The following is an 18,862-nucleotide window of genomic DNA, read 5'->3' as shown; positions in this document are numbered from 1 at the left end:
CGGGGGGCGCGGCGCGTGTGGGCTTCAGGCTTCGCGGAGCCAGCGGGCGGCGTCGAGCGCGTGGTACGTCAGGATCGCGTCGGCGCCGGCGCGGCGCATGCCGATCAGGGTTTCCAGGACAGTGCGGCGCTCGTCCATAAAGCTGAGCTGCGCGGCGGCCTTCACCATGCTGTACTCGCCGCTGACGTTGTACGCGATCATCGGCAGGTCGAACGCGTCGCGGACGGTGCGCATCACGTCGAGGTACGCGAGGGCGGGTTTCACCATCAGGAAGTCCGCGCCCTGCTCCACGTCGAGGCGCGCTTCGCGGAGCGCTTCGCGGTACCCGCCGCGCGGGTCCATCTGGTAGCTGCTGCGGTCCCCGAAGCTGGGGGCGCTGCCGGCGGCGTCGCGGAACGGGCCGTAGTACGCGCTGGCGTACTTCACGGCGTAGCTCATGATGGGGGTGTCCTTGAAGCCGGCGGCGTCAAGGGCGATGCGGAGCGCGGCGATCTGGCCGTCCATCATGGCGCTCGGCGCGATGATGTCCGCGCCGGCCTGCGCCTGCGAGACGGCGGTCTGCGCGAGCAGGTCGAGGGCGCCGTCGTTGTCGATGAGCCACCCGCCGCGCCCGTCGGCGACGAGCGGGCCGCAGTGGCCGTGGTCGGTGTACTCGCACAGGCAGGTATCCGCGATGACGGTCAGGTCGGGCAGGGCGGCCTTGATGGCGCGCGTGGCGCGCTGAATGACGCCCTCACCGGCGTACGCGCCGCTGCCGTGCGCGTCCTTGTGGTCGGGAATGCCGAACAGGATGACGCTGCGGATGCCGAGGGCCCAGGCCTCCTGCGCGCTCGCGACGGCGCCGGGCACGTCGTGGCGGTACACGCCGGGCATGGTCTTGATTTCGGTGAGTCCTTCGCCCTCGTGCACGAAGAGCGGGTGGATGAGCTGTTCGGGGGTGAGCGTCGTTTCGCGCGTGAGGGCGCGCAGGGAGGGCGTGCGGCGCAGGCGGCGGGGGCGGTGGGTGAGGGTCATGCGCGCAGCGTAGCGCGCCCTGCACGTGGCCACCAGGCAACGCGTCCCGGTTGGGGGCGGGGCGTTCACCCGCCCTTCAGGCACTGTCGGATTTCTCACAACGTGTTTACAATGGGGCATGACGGTCTCGGCGGCTCCCCTTCGTGTTCGCACTCCGCACGTCATCACGGAGAAGTTCGGCATGCGCGTCGAGCGTGCCCGCTGGGAGGGCCGCTGGGTGATCGTGAAGACCATCTCCCACGACCACCCGGACGTGATCCGCCGCTTCCACCGCGAGGGGGAGATTGCCGCGCGCCTCGCGCACCCGAACATCGTGCCGCTGCTCGCGCACACGCGCACGCAGCTCGTGTACCAGTTTGTGGACGGCCCGACCCTGCGCGATCACCTGCGCGGACGGCGCGCCCCGCCCCGCGAGGCGTTCCGGCTGTTCCGCGGCGTCATGAGCGCCATCGCGTACGCGCACGCGCGCGGCATCATGCACCTCGACCTGAAACCGGAAAACGTCATGCTGGAGGACGGGCGCGCGGTCGTCACGGACTTCGGCATGTCGCACGACACGGCGCTCACGCGCATCACGTCCATGGGCGAACGCATGGGCACGCCGCACTACATGGCGCCCGAACAGTACAAGGGCGTGCGCGACGACCCTCGCAGCGACCTGTACGCCGTGACGGTCATGCTGTTCGAGGCGCTCGCGGGCGTCCCACCGCACCCGGATCCGCTCGGGTGGCTGAGCGGCACGAACCTGGAGCGGCTCCCGCTGCCCGGCCCGCCCGCCCTGCACCCCCTGATGGAGTGCGGACTCGCGCGCGACCCGGAGGGGCGCCCGCCGAGCGCCATGAGCATGCTGATCGAACTGGAACGCGCCGAGGAGCACCTGCAGAGCTGAAGGCGACCTGAGCGTGACGGGTCACGCCGCGCGGGGTGTGGCCCGCACGCTATCCTCCGGGCATGCTGCTGGGGTTCACGGGCAATCATTTTCTCGCGGAGGAGCGCGCCCGCGAGGTGCTGTCAGCGCGCGGCGTGGCGTGGCGGGACGTGCCGCGCGTCAGCGGCGACGACGTCCGGACCGACGCGCTCGCGCCGCTGCTGGTGCCGTCCCTGTTCGGGGAGGCCACGGTCCTCGTGGACCTGGAGGGCGTGAAGGTCACGAAGGACCTCACGGACCTGCTCGCGCGTGCCGACGCGACCGTCGCGGTCCTCGACCCGAACGGCCCGGCCACGCGCGTGAAGCTGTACGAGAAGCACGGTGAGCACCACGCCTCCCCCGCCCCCACGAAACCGGGCGAGGTGGCGGGGTGGGTGGCGGGCCGCGCGCGCGCCCTGCGCCTGAAACTCGACCGGGACGCCGCCATGTACCTCGCGGAGGTGTTCAGCGCGGACCTGGCGGGCATCGTCGCGGAGCTGAACAAGCTCGCGTTCCTGGACGTACCCACCCTGACGCGTGACGTGGTCACGCGCGTTGTGGGCCGTGAAGCGCCTGGGGACAGTTTCGCGATGCTGGGCGCCGCCACGGCCGGCCGCCCGGGCGAGGCGGCCGGGCAGTTGCGGCGCCTGCTGGCGAGCGGCGAGGACCCCTTCAAGCTGATGGGGGCGGTCGTGTGGCAGTACAGCCTGGTGGCGCGCTGCGTGGCGCTGCTGCAGGAGGGCGGCGCCGTGAACGAGCACACGGCGGCGTCCCGGCTGGGCGTGAAGCCGTACCCTGCCAAAAAGGCCCTGGAGGTCGCGCGCCGCCTGAACGAGGGGAAGATCCGCGCGCACCTGCGCCGCATTCAGGACGCCGACCAGGCGATGAAGAGCGGGCAGGACCCGGCGAGCACGCTGGAGCGCCTGCTGGTATCGCTCAGCCTGTAACGGCCTGAGCAGGCAGGGACAGCGTCTCCCCGTCCTCCGGGACGAGGAGGCGGTCTGCGAGGCCGGCGCGGGCCGCGGCGGCGCGCAGATCCGCGCGGGTGACGGTGGCGTGGTCCACGGCCTCCAGGTGCGTGGCGACCACCACGGCGCGCGGCGCGGCGGCGCACACGGCGAGCGCCTGCTCGGCGTCCATGATGATGAGTGTCCCCTCGTACTGCGCGCCGGCGGCGTGCACGACGATCACGTCGGGCGCGTGCTGCTCGATGGTGCGGGCGACGTCATCATTCCAGATGGTGTCGCCCGCCCAGTACACGGTCGGTTCGCCGTCGGCGCGGAACACGAAGCCGCTCACCTCGCCCATGGCGGCGCGGGCGGTGCCGGTGCCGTGCGCGCCGGGCGTGCGGGTGATGTGGAGGCCACGCCACGTGACGGCGTCCTCCAGGGTGAGGACGTCCGTGAACCCGAGGGTGCGCAACGCGGCCGCCTCGGCGGGCGGGGCGAGCAGCGGCCCGTCCAGGGGAAGGCGGACAGGGTCCGTGTCGAAGTGGTCGGGATGCAGGTGCGACACGAGCGTCAGGTCCACGCCGCCGAGCACGGCGTCCACGGGCATGAGCAGGTCCACGGTGGGGTTGCGGCTGCGCCCGCCGAAGCTGCGGACCGCGTGGCGCGGCGCGAGCCACGGGTCGATCAGGAGGGTCTGGCCGGCGTACGACAGGCGAAGGGTGGCGTTGCGGATCAGCTGCAGGTGCATGGGCCCTCCAGGGGGGCGGACACCACAGCGGCGCGGGCCGCGTGGCGCGAGGGAACGGAGCGGCTTACGGGTGGACGGGGACGTCGTGCGCGTGATCGCCCAGCGTGCGGACGTGCCGCTGCAGTTTCGCGTGCAGCAGTTCCAGCGCCCGCATGCGCGCCTCGACGTCCGCGATTTTGCGGGCGTAGAACGCGCGGACCTCGTCGAGCGGGTGTTCGAGCGTGGTGGACGAGCTTCCCTCCTGGAAACAGGGCGCCCAGCGGCGAATCTCGTCGAGGGTGAAGCCGACGCTCAGGAACAGCTGAATGAGCTTCACGCGGTCGATGTCGGCGGCGTGGAAGGTCCGGTAGTGGTTGTCGGCGCGGCCCGGCATGAGCAGGCCCAGCTGGTCGTAATGCCGGATGGCGCGGACACTGACGCCCGTCGCGCGGGCCACCTGGCCGATGCGTAATCCTTCCACGCGTTCAGGGTAAACCCTCACACCTGCGTGAGGGTCAAGGGGGCCCGCCGTGCGGGTCAGACGACGAAGGCGCGCAGGCCGAGGGTGCGCGCCGTGCGGATCAGCGCGTCGCGGGTGGTGCTCACGGCGTCCGCGTCCGCCGCGCGGACCGTGAGCACCACGCGTTCACGTCCGGCGGCGTCCGTGCCGCGCGTGACGTGCACGCCGGGGCGCGCGCCGATCAGTGCGTGCAGGGTTTCGGTGTTCGGGGCGGGCGTGACGGTGATGTACTCGGTCGTCATGCGGGTGCGGGGGTCTCCAGACCCAGGCGTGCGGCAGCGGCGTCCACGTCCGCATCGGGGTAGGTGCCGCGCAGGGCCGCGAACGTCGCGCGCAGCGCCCCCAGACCGCCCGGCGCGGTCGTGATATGCCCGTCCGTGACGACGGCGTTCACGCGCACGCCCGACGGGTTCGCGCCCCACACGGTGTCTGCGAGGTCCGCGCTGCACCCGACCTCGCGGTCCGTGAGCAGCGCGGCGTCCGCGAGCAGCAGCACGCCCGCGCCGACGGCCGCCACCGGAATGCCGCGCTCGACCTGCGCAGTCAGGAAGGCGCGCACGAGGGGGTCGCGGGCGGCCTTCTGCGCGCCCGCGAGGGCGCCGCCGGGAATCAGGACGGCGGCGGGCGGCTCCAGGGCCGCGAAGATGCGCTGCGGCGTGGTCACGAGGCCGCCCGCGCCGACGAGGCTCATGCGCGAGCGCGCGACCGTGAACGCGCGCCCTTCGCCGGCGAGGTGGTACACCCCGCCGAGCATGCCGCCCAGGTCCAGTTCCGCGACGCCCATGTACACCAGCACGGCCACGTGGGCGGGCGCGTCCGGCGCGGTCGTCAAGGGGTCTCCCCCGGCTCGGGCGGGCGGACCGGCAGGATGCGGTACGCGCGGCGCGCAAGTGGCGGCCCGACGTGGAAGTCACGGAGCAGCGCGGCGCGCGCCTCGTCGTCCAGGCGTTCGATGCGGCGCAGGTACGAGTCGAGGGTTTTGGTGCTGTCGAAGCGGCGCGGGTGGATATCACCCTCCGCCAGCAGGTCCAGCCACGGGAACGTCACGGCGTCAGTGTACTCGCGTGGCCCGCAGCGCGCCACCCAGGAAGGCCGGTTCTGCGGGCGTGAAGGTTGTCTTGAGTGCGGCGGGCAGGACCCCCGGCCCCCTGGGATCGTTCAGAGGTCGCGCAGGTCTTCCCACAGCTGCCAGCCCACGCCGGGCGGCGTGCCCTCCAGCAGGGGGTTCAGGGCCTCGCTGACCGCCTGCGCGTGCGCGTGCATGGTGTCCGCGTCGGGCTTCTCGTCGTACATCTGCAGCGTCGTGAACTGGTAGAACACCTGCGACGCGGTCGGCTCGCCGTTCTCGAAGAACGCGAACGGCGGGTTCACGGGGTCCCACAGGACGTACGCGTCGTCCAGTTCGTGCGGCAGGTAGCTTTCCAGGTCCATGTCGAGGTCACGTGGGTGCCACACGTAACCTTGCAGCAGGCGCACCGCGGCGCGGCCCGCGCTGTGGGTCCGGGGCGTGGAACTCGGCTCCGGGGGGTCTTGATCAGTGGTCACCTTCGCAGCTTACCCCACGGGGTCCGCGCGAATGGTGCGCACGGTCCCCGGGGGCTCAGGCGCCCAGGGTGCCTGCCGGCACGGCCAGCCACGCAGCGAGTTCACGCGCGAACGCCGCATGGTGCTCGTGGTGGTAGAGCAGGCCGTGAAAGCCGCTCGCGTTCGCCGCAGCGATGTTCTCGGGCACGTCGTCCACGAAGGCCACCGTCTCGCGTGGGACCTGCATGGCGTCCGCGAGCGCGTCGAAGGCGCGCGGGTCGGGTTTCTTCATGCCGATCTCGTTGCTGAACACCAGGGCGTCCATGCGCGCCCAGGCCGGGTCGGCGCGGAGGTGGTCGCTGATGATGGGGTAGTTGTTGCTGAGCAGGCCCACGCGTACGCCGTCCGGGAGGCGCGTGATCAGGTCGTACATGGGAGCGTTGCGGTGGATGCTGCCCACGTACAGCGCCTCGAAGTCGGCGTACGGGAGGGTCGTTCCGAGCTCCCCGGCCATGACCGTCCAGAACTGCGGGAGGCTCCAGGTGCCCACTTCCAGCTGGTGCACGTGCCGGAAGTAACTGTCGCGGACGGCGTCCACGGGCAGGTTCAGGTGCTCTGCGAGGCGTCCTGTGCTGCGCCCGTCGAAAGTTCCGACCGTGAAGACGCCGCCCCAGTCGAAGGCCACATGCCGCTGCGTGATGGTCATGCGGCCCATTCTGACGTGCCCCGCGGGCCCATGAGGCGGGGGCCGTCCAGACGACGGCCCCCGCGCGCGGCGCGCTCAGTCGAGTTCGTTCGGGTTGATCCACCCGCGCTTGATGCCGTACAGCACCGCCTCGGTGCGGCTGCCCACGCCCAGCTTGCTGAAGATGTTCGCGAGGTGCACCTGCACCGTGCGCGGGCTGATGTCGAGGTCCCGGGCGATTTCCTTGTTGGTGCGGCCGGTCGCGGCGATGCGCAGCACCTCCAGCTCGCGGGGGCTGAGCGTCTCCTCGGGCGGGCTGGGCGTCTGGTTGGTGCTGAAGCGCTCCAGCACCTTGCGGGCCACGCTGGGGTGCAGGGCGCTCTCGCCGGCGGCGACGGCGCGCACCGCGCCGAGCAGTTCGTCCTCGCGGGCGTTCTTGAGGAGGTACCCGGCGGCGCCCGCCTCGAGCAGCGCGAACACGTAGGCGTCGTCGTCGTAGCTGGTGAGCACGAGTACGCCCACGTGCGGCATTTCAGCCTTGATGCGTTTGGTCGCTTCGATGCCGTTCATGCCGGGCATGCTGACGTCCATCAGGATGACGTTCGGCTGGAGGTCGCGGGTTTTCTGGATGGCGTCCTCGCCGTTTTCGGCCTCGCCGAGCACCTTGAGGTCCGGCTCGCCCTCCAGGAGGTCGCGGGTGCCTTTGCGGACGACGGGGTGATCATCGACGAGCAGCAGCGTGATGGGGGCGTCCTGCTCGGGGCTGGTGGGGCCTTCGTTCATGCCGCCCAGTGTACGGGCTGAAGGGGGACCTATACTGCCGCTCGTGAGTGAAGCGGGCATGACCATGACGCCGCGTGAGGCCCTGCTGCGCGCGCGGGCGCTGGGGTGGCGCGGGGTGGTGCTGCTGGAGTCGCTCGGCCCGGTCACGGCGGACGCGCGCTACACGCTGATGAGCGCGGCGCCGCGGCAGGTCGTGTCGACCCTGCCGGAGCGCCCCGCGGGGTCCGGGCTGTTCCCGGCGTGGCTGGGCGGGTTGAAGTACGAGGGCGCGCGGGACCTGCACCTCCCGGCGCACGCGGCGAGCGGTCCGGCGCAGCTGTGGGGCCTGTACCCGAGTGGGCTGGTGTGGGACCGCGCGGCGGGAACGCTTGAGGTGGTCGGGGAGGCGCACGTGGACTGGGCAGCGCTGCGGCGCGCGCCAGCCGCGCCCGAACCGACGCTGCGCGTGGGCGCCTTCTCCGCGGACGACGTGGACTTCCCGGCGGGCGTGCGGGCCGTGCAGGACCTGATCCGCGCGGGCGAGGTGTATCAGGTGAACTTGTCGCGCGGCGTGCAGGCGAGCGCGCACGGCGACCCGCTCGCCGCGTACCTGCACCTGCGGGACGTGAACCCCAGCCCGTTCATGGCGTACGCGGAACTGGGCGAGGACGAGGTGGTGGTGTCCGGCAGCCCGGAACGCCTGGTGCTCTGGGCGGACGGTCAGGTGAGCGCCCGCCCCATTGCCGGAACGCGGCGGCGCGGGGATACGCCCGAGGAGGACGCCGCGCTCGAAGCGGAGCTGCGCCACGACCCCAAGGAGGTCGCGGAGCACGTCATGCTGGTAGACCTGGTGCGGCACGACCTGGGCGCGGTCGCGGCGAGCGGGTCGGTGCGCGTCCCGGACCTGATGCTGGTCGAACGCTACAGCCACGTGATGCACCTCGTGTCTGAGGTGGTCGCGGACGCCGCGCCGGACCTCACGGTGCGCGACGTGCTCGCGGCGACCTTCCCCGGCGGGACGATCACGGGCGCGCCAAAACGCCGCGTGATGCAGGCCATCCGGGACCTCGAGCCGGGGCCGCGCGGGTGGTACACGGGCGGACTGGGCGTTCTTTCGGGCGCTCGGGTGGACGTGAACATCCTGATCCGCACGGCCGGGTTCACGCGCGCGGGCGAAGGGTGGACGGTCACGGTGCGGTCCGGGGCGGGCGTGGTGATCGACAGCGACCCGGCGGCGGAGGCGCGCGAGACGATGCACAAGGCGCAGGCGCTCCTGAGCGTCCTGGGCGGTCTGCCGGGCCGCCCGCCGCGCGCGCCGCAGCCGCCCGTGCATGGGCGGGCGTGGGCGCCGCCCGCCGCGCCGGACCGCGTGCCCGCGCGGGTGCTGCTGCTCGACAACTTCGATTCGTTCACGCACAACCTCCGGCATGACCTGCTGGCCCTCGGCGCGGACGTGGATGTCCGCGCTCACACGGCGGCCCTGGAGGAGCTGCTGGCGCTGGGAGCAGACGCGGTGCTGATCGGGCCCGGGCCGGGCACGCCGCGCACGAGCGGCGTGACGCTGCCGCTCGTGCAGGCGTGCCTGAATGCGGGCGTGCCGCTGCTGGGCGTGTGCCTGGGTCATCAGGCGCTCGGGGAGGTGCTGGGCGGCACGGTGACGCGCGCGGGCGTGGCGGTGCACGGCAAGCCGGAAGCGGTCGCGCACGATGGTCAGGGCGTCTTTGCCGGGCTGCCCCGCCCGGCGGCGTTCACGCGGTATCACTCCCTGGTGGTGCGGGACCTTCCGGCGGACGCGGCGCGCGTGACGGCCACCAGTGCCGACGGGGAGATTATGGGCCTGAGTGCTGCGCACGCGCCCGCCTGGGGCGTGCAGTTCCACCCGGAGAGCGTCCTGAGTGCGCACGGACGAGCGCTGCTCGCGAACTGGCTGCGCCTCGCGCGCCGCGCATGACGCGCCTTCCGGACGCGTACGCGGGCAGCGCGTGGCTGCACGGCCTGACGGCGTTCACCACCGTGCGCACCCAGGCGGGCGCGCCGCTGCTGTGGGACGCGCACCTCGCGCGCCTGCGCGCGGACGCCGCAGTTCTGGGTCTGCCCGACCCTGCAGCCGAGGCGGAGGGCGTCCCTGACCGGCTGGACGCCCTCCCGGAAGGTCGGCTGCGGCTCACGGTCACGCCGGATGGGCTGTTCTGGTCGCACGCGCCCCTCGCGCCCGTCCGCGTGCCGAGGGCGGGCGTCACGCTGTGGTGCTCGGACGTGCAGGTCCACCCGCAACTCGGCGCGCACAAGACCGGGAATTACGTGCCGTACCTGCTGGCCGCGCGCGCAGCGGCGACACGCGGGCACTTTGAGGCGCTGCTGCGCGGCGAGCGCGGCGCGCTCGTGGACGGCAGCCGCACCAGCCTCATCGTAGAGGTGCGCGGCGAGCTGATCGCCGCGGCGGGCGGGCTGCCGGGCGTCACACGCGCCGCGTTCCTGGCCGCCACGGGGCGCGCGTGGCGGACCGCGCCCGTCACCTCACAGGACCTGCCTGGAGTGGCGCGCGCCTGGATTGCAGGCAGCGGCGTGGGCGTGCTGCCCGTGGCGGCCATCTACGACGACGCCAGCACGTACACGCTGGCGTCGTCGTGGCCGACCGCGCGCCATCCGGCCTTTCACCCGCCGCGTTAGGCGCGGTCGGCCTTCAAGCCCACGCGTGGCGTCCGCCGGGGCCGAGCGCTTACGGATGCGTCCAGTCGCGCGGAGCCTCCACGCCCAACAGGACGCGCCCGGCACCCTCCGCAAGTGCTTCGAGCTCCAGTTCGCCCGGGACGATGCTGACGGGCGCGATCCAGCTGACGCGCCGCTCGATGCGGTCCATCAGGCTTTCCCAGCGGGCAATGCCGCCCGTGAGCGCAATGGCGTCCGGACGTCCGGGCAGCGCAGCGCTGAGCGCCCCGATGGCCTTGGCGACCTGATGCGCGAAGGCGTCCGCGACGAGCTTCACGGTGTGCTCCTGGCGTTCACGGCGCTCCAGTTCCCGCAGGTCCGCGGTGCCGGTCAGGGCGAAGAAACCGCCCTCGTGGTACAGGCGGCGATCCAGGGCCGCGCGGTCCAGGCCGCTGTACGCGAGGTCGAGCAGGCCGCCGGCGGGAATGTGACCGGCGCGGTGCGGCGTGAACGGCCCCTCGCTGCCGCTGGTGTCGAGTGCGCGGCCCCGGTCGAAGGCGGTGATGCTGGCGCGCGCGCCGAGGTGCGCGACAACGACGCGGGCGTCGTGGAGCCGCCGGCCCGCCTCGTACGCCGCGCGGCGGGCGACGGCGCGGGCGTTCAGGGCGTCGAACCGCGCGGCGCGCTCGATGCCGGGCAGACCGGTGAGGCGCGCTTCGGGCAGCAGTTCGTCGGAAATGGGCGGGTCCACGATGAAGGCGGGCACGCCGCGCGCGTCCGCGAGCGCGAGCGCCAGGGCCGGGCCGACGTTCGCGGCGTCCTCGCCGTACGGGCTGCTGAGGGCGTACGTGGCGAGGTCCGGCGTGACGCGGTACGTGCCGGCGCTCAACGGCCCGATCAGGCCGCCGCGGGCGACGACGGCGTCCGGGGTGGGCCACTCGCGGGTGGCGTCCTGCACGTCCTGCACGAGGCGGGCGAGGTCGTGGGGTGGGCGGTCGTCGGGGTGGCTCACTTCCGCGCGCGTGAGCGTCACGAGGAGTTTGCCGGGCAGGGTGGGGTCACCGCCGGACTCGATGTGCGCGAGCGCGAGTTTGGTGCTGGTGGAGCCGGGGTTGATCACGAACGCGATCATCCCGCACAGCGTAGCAGACCGCCCGCGGTCGTCCGGCAGGCGCGGGCTGCGGTGGTGCCCAATTCTCCTAAACCTTCGCTCAGGTGCGTGACGGACGGGGTTCATGCGCGCGTCCGTACAATCGGGGTATGAGGAAGTCTTTCACTGTTGTGGCCGTGATGGCCGGGTTGATGCTGGGCGCCACGGTGCTGCGGGACGCTGTGCCGATCACCGCCGCGCAGAGCACCGGCACGACCACGCCGGCGGCGGTCGCGCCGCTCCGCGAGGACGGCGCGCGCCTGCAGAACGAACAGAACACCATCGACATCGTCCGCACGTACGAACCGGGCCTGGTGCTGGTCAACACCGAGCAGCGGACGACCACGCAGGACCCGTACGGGATGTTCTTCGGCGGGGGCGGCGCGCAGGAGCAGGTGCAGACCGGGCTCGGCAGCGGCTTTTTCGTGAACGACAACGGGGACATCCTCACGAACGCGCACGTCGTCACGAACGAGAGCACGGGCGGCCCGGCCGACCGCATCACCGTGCAGCTCATGAACAGCGACGCCAAGTACGACGCGCAGGTGCTGGGCGTCGCGCCGCAGTACGACCTGGCGCTGCTGCGCGCGCCGAAACTCCCGAAGGGCGCCATCAAGCCGATTCCGCTCGCGAACAGCGACGAGCTGGCGGTCGGGCAGAAGGCCGTGGCAATGGGCGCGCCCTTCGGGTTTGACTTCAGTGTGACCGAGGGGATCGTGAGCAGCACCAACCGCCGCATTCCCATCGGCATCACGGGCGGCATCACGCAGAACGCCATTCAGACGGACGCGGCCGTGAACCCGGGCAACAGTGGCGGGCCGCTGCTGGACTCGCGCGGGCGCGTGATCGGCATCAACACGCAGATCATCAGCCCGGCGGGCGCGGCGAGCGGCACCGGGCAGAGTGCCGGCGTGGGATTCGCCATTCCGATCAACGTCGCCAAGAACCTGCTGCCGCGCCTGCAGGCCGCGAAGGGCGGCGTGGTGTACGCGCCGCGCATCGGGATCGCGCCGGCGCTGGCCGTGCAGGACCGCAGCGGGCAGTACGTGCCGGTGTCGTTCGGCCTGAGTGCCCTGACAGAGAGTGCCCGGCAGCAGCTCAAGCTGCCCGGCAAGGGCCTGCTGGTCGGCGAGGTCACGCCGGGCCTACCCGCAGCCGCGGCGGGCCTGCGCGGTGGAACGCGCACGCAGACCATCGGCGGTGGGCGGGTGCTGCTGGGCGGCGACGTGATCACCGCCGCGAACGGCCAGCCGGTGGACAGCGTGGAGGACCTGCAGGCGGCGCTCGTGAACGGGCGCGAAGGCGACCAGATTCGCCTGAAGGTGGTGCGGGACGGGCAGGCGCGTGAGGTGACGGTGACGCTCACGGCCGCGTCGTTCGTGCAGGAACCGGCGCGGTAACGCCCCGGGCGGGGCGCGCGGGTCATACTGTGGGCCGTGACGTTACGTGACCTGCTGCCGGCGGCGCCGCCCGTGACGGTGCCCGCACCCGCGACCGCGCCCGAGGGGCAGGAGGCGCTCCGCGCGTGGCGCGCTCCGGCCCTGCTCGTGACGGACGACGAGGGGCGCGCTGTCGGGGTGCTGACGCCCGCAGGCGTGGAAGCTGCTCCGACCCTGGCGGCGGACGCACCCGCCCGCGCCGCGCGCGCGGCGCTGCGTTCGGCCCCAGCGGTGATCGTGCAGGACGGCGAGCGGCCCCTGGGGGTGCTCACGGCCGCGGACCTCGCGGAACCCGCGCACGCGGACCTCGCCGGGCGCGTGTGGTCGGCGCTGCGCCCCGAGGACGCGCGCGTGCTGCTGGACCTGCAGGCCCTCGCGGGGCGCGGGGCGCGCGTGGTTCTGGTAGGCGGCGCGGTCCGTGACGCGCTGCTGGGCGGGACACCGTCGGACCTGGACGTGGTCGTGACCGGCGCGGACGTGCCGGCGCTCGCGGCGCACTGGAGCGCCGAACATGGGGGCCGGGCCCTCACGCACGAGGCGTTCGGGAACGCGACGCTCACGCTGCCGGGCGAGCGGACCCTCGACCTGATCCGCGCGCGCACCGAGCAGTACCCGATGCCCGGCGCGAACCCGGAGCCGCGCCCCGGGACGCTCGCGCAGGACCTCGCGCGGCGGGACTTCAGCGTGAACGCCCTCGCCCTTCCCGCCGGCGAGGACGGCCTGCTGGACCTCCACGGCGGCCTGGGCGACCTGCAGGCACGGACCCTGCGGCCCCTGCACGCGCGCAGCTTCCGGGAGGACCCGAGCCGCCTCGTGCGCGGCGCTCGCCTGGGCGCGCGGCTGGGGTTCGCGGCGCACCCGGAGCTGCTCGCGCAGGTGCCGGACGCCCTCGACCTCGCGCAGCGCACGCCGCGCCTGCACGCGGAACTGCGCCTGCTGCTGCAGGAGCCCCGGCCGGGCCGGGCGGCGCGCACCCTGCACGCCTGGGGCGCCGGGTCGCTCCTGCCGGACGGCGCCGCCGAGCACCTCGAAGCGCTGGATGCTCGGCAGGACGCGGGAGAGGCCGTGCCGCCCGTGGTGTACGCGGCCGCGCTGCTTGCCGCGGCCCCGGACCCGGCGGGGCTCGCGGCGCGTCTCGGGCTGGGTGAGCGGCCCGGCGCGCTGCTGCAGCGGTCCCTGGGCGAGCGGCCCTTCCCGCCGGGCACGCCGGAAGCGCAACTGCGGGCCCGCCTGCGCCCGGACGCGTACACGCCCCTGACGGGGCGGGACGTGACGGCGCTCGGCGTGCCGCCCGGCCCCGCGGTCGGGCGGGCCCTCGGGCACCTCGCGCAGCTCCGGCGGGCCGGCGTGGTCCGCTCGCGCGAGGAGGAGCAGGCGGCGCTGCGCGCGTACCTGACGGAGGGCACGTGTTCGGACCGCTGACGCTGATCGGCCGCGACCCGCTGGTGTTCGTGCTGCTGGTCGTCACGTTCCTGATGGGCGTGATGCTGCGCGGCGTCGTGCAGGCGCACGTGGCCGCGCGCCTGGGGGACGACAGCGCGCGCCAGGAAGGGTACGGCGTGCCCGAGCCGTCCGTGCATTTCGACGTGGTCGGCGCGGCCCTGTACGTCCTGCTGGGCGTGGCGCTGTCCCGGCCGGTGCCGCTGACGCTGCGGGGGCGACGCGCGGTGTACGCGCTGGTGTCCGGGCCCTTGACGCTGCTCGTGTGGGCGCTGCTGCTACTGGTGCTGCAGCGCGCGCAGCAGAACGCGTTCGCGGGCGCGGACGTGCTCGGGCAGGCCCTCGGCCTCGCCGCGTACGCCTCGACGCTGCACGCCGTGTTCTACCTGCTGCCCCTCCCCCACCTGGACGGGGGGCGCCTAGTGTTCCTGGCGGGGCCGCGCGGGGCGCGGCGCGCGCTCGCGCACCTGGAGGGGCCGGGCGTGCTCGTCACGTACATCGTGTGGGTGGTGCTGTACCTCTCGAACGTGCTGGTGCAGGTGGCGGCGCCGCTGTGGGCGGGCCTGCAGTGGCTGATCTCGCGCCTGCCCTGGTAACCGCAATCCCGGCGGGTCACACAGGTGGGCGGGCGCGCGGCCCGTACAATGGCCGCACATGGGCCTGATCAATCTGCTGTCGTCCGACCCGCTGGCGTTCGTGATTATTGCGGGCGCGTTGGTCCTGTCACTCACCTTCCACGAGTTCGCGCACGCCTGGGTGGCGGATCGCCTGGGCGATCCGACGCCGCGCCGGTATGGGCGCGTGACGCTGAATCCCGCTCGTCACCTGGATCCGTTCGGGGCGCTGCTGCTGCTGGTGGCGGGCTTCGGGTTCGCGCGGCCCGTTCCCGTGAACATGAACAACCTGAGCCGCTGGGGAGGCCTGGCGGTCGCGGCGGCGGGGCCGCTGTCGAACATCCTGATTGCGGTGGTGACGACGGTGCTGCTGTACGTCCTGCCGCACACGCAATTGTCGCTGCAGGTGCTGCTGACGGTGCTGAGCATCAATCTGGTGCTGGCGATCTTCAACCTGCTGCCGATTCCGCTGCTGGACGGCAGCCGCATCGTGGCGGCGTTGTTCCCGCGGACGCTGGGGCGCAGCCTGATGGAGTTCGAGGCGATGCCGTTCAGTTTCGTGCTGGTGATGGTGTTCATCTACATCGCCCGCGGCCCGATCGGGGACATCCTGGGGACCGTGCAGGGGTTCGTACTGCGCCTCATCGGCTTGGGTTGACGGGCCACAAGGAAGGCGGCCCCACACCTCGTGGGGCCGCCTTCCTTGTGGCTCAGCGGAGGTTAAGCATCATGACGAAGTGCGCGGTGCTGCCGCCGAGCACGAACAGGTGCCAGATCTCATGGAAGCCAAACACGCCCGGGCGGGGGTTCCAGCGTTTGGTGCCGTAGATGACCGCGCCGACCGTGTACAGCAGCCCGCCGATGCCGAGCCACACCATGGCGCCCACGGGGAGGTTCCGGGCGAGTTGCGGCACAAACGCGAGCGCGATCCAGCCCATGCCGAGGTACAGCGCGGTGCTGACCCAGCGGGGCAGGCGCATGGTGACGAGCTTGAGGGTGATGCCGGCCAGGGCGATGCCCCACACGAGCCACAGCACGCGCCAACGCCAGTCGCCGTGCAGACCGAAGTACGCAATCGGGGTGTAGCTTCCGGCGATGAGCAGGAAGATGGCGCTGTGGTCGAGTTTGCGCAGCCACAGCAGGGCGCGTTCGGACACGCGCAGGGAGTGGTAGGTGGCGCTGGAGGCGTACAGCGCGATGAAGCTCAGGCCGAACACCACGAACGGCCACAAGGGGAGGTGGCGGGCGTGGGCCCAGGCGAGCAGGACGGCGAGGAACGCGGCGCCGAGCGGGACGCCGGCCCAGTGCGTGAGGCTGTTCACGGGTTCGCGCAGGGCAGCGTAGAGGCGTTTCACCCTTCCAGCTTAGGCGCCGCACCCGTGAGGAACTGTTGTGGTGAACGGGGTCCAAAGCGCGGCCACGTCGGCACCGGAACTGCCGACGTGGCCGCGCCCGGAGGCCTTTACTTGGTGTAGTTCGGCGCTTCCTTGGTAATGGTCACGTCGTGCGGGTGGCTTTCGATCAGGCCCGCACCGGTGATGCGCACGAACTGCGCGTGTTCCCGCAGGTCCTCAAGGCTGGGCGCGCCGCAGTACCCCATGGCGCTGCGCAGGCCGCCCGCCAGCTGGTAGAGCACTTCGCCTGCCGCGCCCTTGTACGCGACGATGCCCTCGATGCCTTCGGGTACGAATTTGCGCGTGCCGGTCTGGAAGTACCGGTCGCTGCTGCCCTGGTCCATGGCGCCCAGGCTGCCCATGCCGCGGTAACTTTTGTAGCGGCGGCCGTCGCGGAGGACGACCTCGCCAGGGGCTTCGTCGGTGCCCGCGAGCATGCTGCCGACCATCACGACGTTCGCGCCGGCGGCGAGGGCCTTGGGCACGTCGCCGGTCTGTTTGATGCCGCCGTCAGCGATGACGGGCACGCCGGCTTTCAGGGCGACTTCGGCGGCGTTGAACACGGCGCTGATCTGGGGGACGCCGACGCCGGTGACGACGCGGGTGGTGCAGATGCTGCCAGGGCCGATGCCGACCTTGATGGCGTCCGCGCCGGCGTCGATGAGGGCGCGGGCGCCGTCGGCGGTGGCGATGTTCCCGGCGATGACGTCCACGTCGAAGCTGTCCTTGACCTGACGAACGGCGTTCAGGATGCCTTTGCTGTGGCCGTGGGCGCTGTCGAGCACGAGGACGTCCGCGCCGGCCTGCACGAGGGCGGCCGCGCGGTCCATCAGGTCCGCACTCACGCCGATGGCGGCGGCGACGCGCAGGCGCCCGAGGTCGTCCTTGGCGGCGCTGGGGTACTTCACGCGCTTGGCGATGTCCTTGATGGTGATAAGGCCCTTGAGGTAGCCGGCGTCGTCGGTGACGAGGAGCTTCTCGATGCGGTGCTGCTTGAAGATTTCCTGCGCCGTTTCGAGGCTGGTGCCGACGGGCACGGTGATGAGCTGGTCCTTGGTCATGACGTCCGCGACGGGGACGCTGAGGTCCTCGATGAAGCGCATGTCGCGGTTGGTGATGATGCCGAGGAGTTTGCCGTCGTCGGCGGTGATGGGCACGCCGCTGATCTTGTATTCGGCCATCATCTGGTCGGCTTCGCGGACGGTGGCGGTCACGGGCAGCGTGATGGGGTCGACGATCATGCCGCTTTCGCTGCGTTTGACCTTGCGGACCATTTCCGCCTGGCGTTCGATGGGCATGTTCTTGTGAATCACGCCGATGCCGCCTTCGCGGGCCATGGCGATGGCCATGGCGGTTTCGGTGACGGTGTCCATGGCGGCGGACACGAACGGGACGTTCAGGCGCACGCGGCGGGTGAGCTGCGCGCCCAGGTCAACCTGGTGCGGGAGGACCTCGCTGTAACGAGGCAGAAGCAGAACGTCGTCGAAGGTGATGCCTTCCTGGCCGAATTTGTACGCGAAACGGTCGCCACTCATGGTCGCCCAGTGTACCCCAGGGCCGCGCGGCGGACTGGAACGCTATGCACCCCTGTATGCACCGCGTGGGCCCTCTTGCGCTCTTCAGAGGTGCGTGGTAATCTCTGTCTCGCCCAAGGGGAACACCCAAAGGCACAAGGAAATGGGGCTGTAGCTCAGCTGGGAGAGCGCGTCGTTCGCAATGACGAGGTCAGCGGTTCGATCCCGCTCAGCTCCACCAAAGACACCACCCGCACATATGTGCGGGTGGTTCGCTTTTGCGTCCGGCGCGCGCGGGGCGCGCCAGTATACTCGCCGGGACATGACGACTACTGCTCCGCCGCGCGTGAACCCCTGGGCGCTCTCTGGTTTCTGGTTCGGGACGTCCTTCCACTGGCTGCTGCTGTTCGCGGTGCTGATTCCCGCGGACATGCTGCGCTTCGTGGGCGAGGCGGACAAAGGTAAGTCGCAGGGCCTGCTGATCGCGCTCGGCGCGGCCATCGCCATGCTGCTTCCCCCCATCGTCGGCGCGTACAGCGACCGCGTCGGGCGGCGCCTGTCGCTGATTCAGTGGAGCGTCGTCGTGAACGTCGTGGGGCTGCTGATCATGGCGTTCGCGCCGAACGTGTGGGTGTACGGCCTGGGCTTCCTGGTGCTGCAGATCGGCAACAATGCCGCGACCGCGCCGTATAGCGCGCTCATTCCGCAGGTCGTCCCGCCGGAGCAGCGCGGGCGGTACAGCGGCGTCATGGGCCTGCTGCAGCTCTCCGGGCAGCTGCTGGGCGGCGTGGTGGGCGCGCTGGTCGGCTTCCAGCTGCTGCCGCGCGAGGTGACGTTCATCCTCATCGCGGCGCTGCTGCTGTTCACGAGCACCCTCACGGTGCGTTTCGTGCCGGAGCCGCCCGCGCGGCCCGCCGGGCCGGCCGCGCCGCGCGTCAACTGGCTGGCGCTGTTCCGGCACGGGCCGTTCTTCTGGGTGTTCGTGACGCGCGCGCTGTTCGGGCTGGGGCAGTACAGCGTGCAGCCGCTGCTGCAGTACTACCTGCGGGACGTCATCGGGAACTTCCGCCTGGGCGGCGTGGATCTCGGGAACGCGGTCACGGCGAACAGCGTGATGCTGCTGGCCATCGTGGCGGGCGGCATCGCCAGCACGCTCCTGGCGGGCCGCGTGTCGGACCGGGTGGGCCGCAAGCCGGTCATCTACGTGGCGGGCACGCTGATGGCCGTCGCGGCGGTTGCGCTGCTGTTCGCGCCGAACCTGCCGGTGGTGCTGGCGCTCGCAGTGGTGTTCGGGCTGGGGTTCGGGGCGTTCACGAGCGTCGACTGGGCGCTCGGCAGTGACGCGATGCCGAGCGCCGCGAGTTACGCGCGTGACATGGGCGTGTGGCACGTGGCGTTCACGGCGCCGCAGTTCATCAGCGCGCCGCAGGGCCTGCTGCTCGACTGGGGGAACGCGCACGGGCACAACCTCGGGTACACGCTGGTGTTCGGCGTGGCGGCGTCGTTCTTCGTGCTGGCGATGCTGCTGGTGACGCGCGTGCGCGGCGTGAAGTAGCCGCGCGGGCTCGGGGGG

The 18,862-nt window shown here is 72.0% G+C and carries 21 protein-coding genes and 1 tRNA gene; 10 read left to right on the top strand and 12 right to left on the bottom strand.

Annotation, left to right across the window (positions count from 1 at the left end; translation table 11 throughout):
- Positions 1-24 precede the first annotated feature (24 nt).
- Positions 25-1,014, bottom strand: a complete 990-nt coding sequence (gene hemB / locus DEIMA_RS06590; RefSeq protein WP_013556452.1) for a porphobilinogen synthase — start codon at positions 1,012-1,014, stop codon at positions 25-27.
- 118 nt (positions 1,015-1,132) lie between these two features.
- Between hemB and DEIMA_RS06585 the strand changes: the two genes are divergently transcribed.
- A complete protein-coding gene (locus tag DEIMA_RS06585) occupies positions 1,133-1,903 on the top strand; it encodes a serine/threonine-protein kinase (RefSeq protein ID WP_043816524.1) in 771 nt (256 codons plus the stop codon).
- Between the two features lie 62 nt (positions 1,904-1,965).
- Positions 1,966-2,868: a DNA polymerase III subunit delta gene (holA, locus tag DEIMA_RS06580; protein ID WP_013556450.1), complete on the top strand. Its 903-nt coding sequence runs from the start codon at positions 1,966-1,968 to the stop codon at positions 2,866-2,868.
- Here holA and DEIMA_RS06575 read toward each other — a convergent pair.
- The 8 genes from DEIMA_RS06575 to DEIMA_RS06540 all read right to left on the bottom strand — a co-directional run bounded on the left by DEIMA_RS06575 (position 2,858) and on the right by DEIMA_RS06540 (position 7,110).
- Positions 2,858-3,619, bottom strand: coding sequence for an MBL fold metallo-hydrolase (locus tag DEIMA_RS06575; RefSeq protein WP_013556449.1), 762 nt, complete (start codon positions 3,617-3,619; stop codon positions 2,858-2,860). The genes holA and DEIMA_RS06575 overlap by 11 nt on opposite strands.
- 64 nt (positions 3,620-3,683) lie before the next feature.
- The gene (locus tag DEIMA_RS06570; RefSeq protein ID WP_013556448.1) at positions 3,684-4,079 is read right to left on the bottom strand and encodes a MerR family transcriptional regulator; all 396 of its coding nucleotides are present in this window, start codon (positions 4,077-4,079) and stop codon (positions 3,684-3,686) included.
- Between the two features lie 56 nt (positions 4,080-4,135).
- Positions 4,136-4,360 carry a hypothetical protein gene (locus tag DEIMA_RS06565; protein ID WP_013556447.1) on the bottom strand — a complete coding sequence of 75 codons (225 nt, stop codon included), beginning with the start codon at positions 4,358-4,360 and terminating at the stop codon, positions 4,136-4,138.
- The gene (locus tag DEIMA_RS06560) at positions 4,357-4,950 is read right to left on the bottom strand and encodes a DJ-1/PfpI family protein (RefSeq protein ID WP_013556446.1); all 594 of its coding nucleotides are present in this window, start codon (positions 4,948-4,950) and stop codon (positions 4,357-4,359) included. The genes DEIMA_RS06565 and DEIMA_RS06560 overlap by 4 nt, the downstream gene beginning before the upstream one ends.
- Positions 4,947-5,165: a hypothetical protein gene (locus DEIMA_RS06555; RefSeq protein WP_043816522.1), complete on the bottom strand. Its 219-nt coding sequence runs from the start codon at positions 5,163-5,165 to the stop codon at positions 4,947-4,949. The genes DEIMA_RS06560 and DEIMA_RS06555 overlap by 4 nt, the downstream gene beginning before the upstream one ends.
- A gap of 111 nt (positions 5,166-5,276) precedes the next feature.
- Positions 5,277-5,663 (bottom strand): DUF3208 domain-containing protein, encoded by a 387-nt coding sequence (locus DEIMA_RS06550; protein WP_013556444.1) that lies wholly within the window; start codon positions 5,661-5,663, stop codon positions 5,277-5,279.
- Between the two features lie 55 nt (positions 5,664-5,718).
- On the bottom strand, positions 5,719-6,357 hold the full coding sequence (locus DEIMA_RS06545; protein WP_013556443.1) for an HAD family hydrolase: 639 nt from the start codon (positions 6,355-6,357) through the stop codon (positions 5,719-5,721).
- 66 nt (positions 6,358-6,423) lie between these two features.
- Positions 6,424-7,110 carry a response regulator gene (locus DEIMA_RS06540; RefSeq protein ID WP_013556442.1) on the bottom strand — a complete coding sequence of 229 codons (687 nt, stop codon included), beginning with the start codon at positions 7,108-7,110 and terminating at the stop codon, positions 6,424-6,426.
- Positions 7,111-7,168: 58 nt separating this feature from the next.
- On the opposite strand from DEIMA_RS06540, the gene DEIMA_RS06535 reads away from it, so the two are divergent.
- Complete coding sequence (locus DEIMA_RS06535) at positions 7,169-9,040, top strand: aminodeoxychorismate components I/II (protein ID WP_013556441.1); 1,872 nt, start codon at positions 7,169-7,171, stop codon at positions 9,038-9,040.
- Positions 9,037-9,759 (top strand): aminotransferase class IV, encoded by a 723-nt coding sequence (locus DEIMA_RS06530; protein WP_013556440.1) that lies wholly within the window; start codon positions 9,037-9,039, stop codon positions 9,757-9,759. Before DEIMA_RS06535 ends, DEIMA_RS06530 begins: the two co-directional genes overlap by 4 nt.
- Before the next feature lie 49 nt (positions 9,760-9,808).
- Here the strand turns inward: DEIMA_RS06530 and DEIMA_RS06525 are convergent, their stop codons facing one another.
- Positions 9,809-10,870 (bottom strand): butyrate kinase, encoded by a 1,062-nt coding sequence (locus DEIMA_RS06525; RefSeq protein ID WP_013556439.1) that lies wholly within the window; start codon positions 10,868-10,870, stop codon positions 9,809-9,811.
- Positions 10,871-10,998: 128 nt separating this feature from the next.
- Between DEIMA_RS06525 and DEIMA_RS06520 the strand changes: the two genes are divergently transcribed.
- The 4 genes from DEIMA_RS06520 to DEIMA_RS06505 are packed head-to-tail and all read left to right on the top strand — an operon-like array spanning position 10,999 to position 15,039.
- Positions 10,999-12,288, top strand: coding sequence for a S1C family serine protease (locus DEIMA_RS06520; RefSeq protein ID WP_013556438.1), 1,290 nt, complete (start codon positions 10,999-11,001; stop codon positions 12,286-12,288).
- A 36-nt stretch (positions 12,289-12,324) separates the two neighbouring features.
- Positions 12,325-13,749: a CCA tRNA nucleotidyltransferase gene (locus tag DEIMA_RS06515; RefSeq protein WP_013556437.1), complete on the top strand. Its 1,425-nt coding sequence runs from the start codon at positions 12,325-12,327 to the stop codon at positions 13,747-13,749.
- Complete coding sequence (locus DEIMA_RS06510) at positions 13,734-14,363, top strand: zinc metalloprotease (RefSeq protein WP_013556436.1); 630 nt, start codon at positions 13,734-13,736, stop codon at positions 14,361-14,363. Before DEIMA_RS06515 ends, DEIMA_RS06510 begins: the two co-directional genes overlap by 16 nt.
- A gap of 58 nt (positions 14,364-14,421) precedes the next feature.
- Positions 14,422-15,039 (top strand): site-2 protease family protein, encoded by a 618-nt coding sequence (locus DEIMA_RS06505; RefSeq protein ID WP_013556435.1) that lies wholly within the window; start codon positions 14,422-14,424, stop codon positions 15,037-15,039.
- A gap of 52 nt (positions 15,040-15,091) precedes the next feature.
- Here DEIMA_RS06505 and trhA read toward each other — a convergent pair whose 3' ends face one another.
- A complete protein-coding gene (gene trhA, locus DEIMA_RS06500) occupies positions 15,092-15,736 on the bottom strand; it encodes a PAQR family membrane homeostasis protein TrhA (protein ID WP_013556434.1) in 645 nt (214 codons plus the stop codon).
- Positions 15,737-15,843: 107 nt separating this feature from the next.
- Positions 15,844-17,310, bottom strand: a complete 1,467-nt coding sequence (guaB, locus tag DEIMA_RS06495) for an IMP dehydrogenase (protein ID WP_013556433.1) — start codon at positions 17,308-17,310, stop codon at positions 15,844-15,846.
- A gap of 144 nt (positions 17,311-17,454) precedes the next feature.
- Between guaB and DEIMA_RS06490 the strand changes: the two genes are divergently transcribed.
- Together DEIMA_RS06490 and DEIMA_RS06485 are read left to right on the top strand one after the other, a co-directional pair.
- Positions 17,455-17,530, top strand: a tRNA-Ala gene (locus DEIMA_RS06490).
- A gap of 81 nt (positions 17,531-17,611) precedes the next feature.
- On the top strand, positions 17,612-18,844 hold the full coding sequence (locus DEIMA_RS06485; protein WP_013556432.1) for an MFS transporter: 1,233 nt from the start codon (positions 17,612-17,614) through the stop codon (positions 18,842-18,844).
- The last annotated feature ends 18 nt before the right edge of the window (positions 18,845-18,862 follow it).

The sequence above is a fragment of the Deinococcus maricopensis DSM 21211 genome, from assembly GCF_000186385.1.
GTDB classification, from domain to species: Bacteria; Deinococcota; Deinococci; order Deinococcales; family Deinococcaceae; genus Deinococcus_B; species Deinococcus_B maricopensis.
Note: the sequence above shows the minus strand (reverse complement) of the source record. Positions and strands in the feature narration are given on the sequence as shown.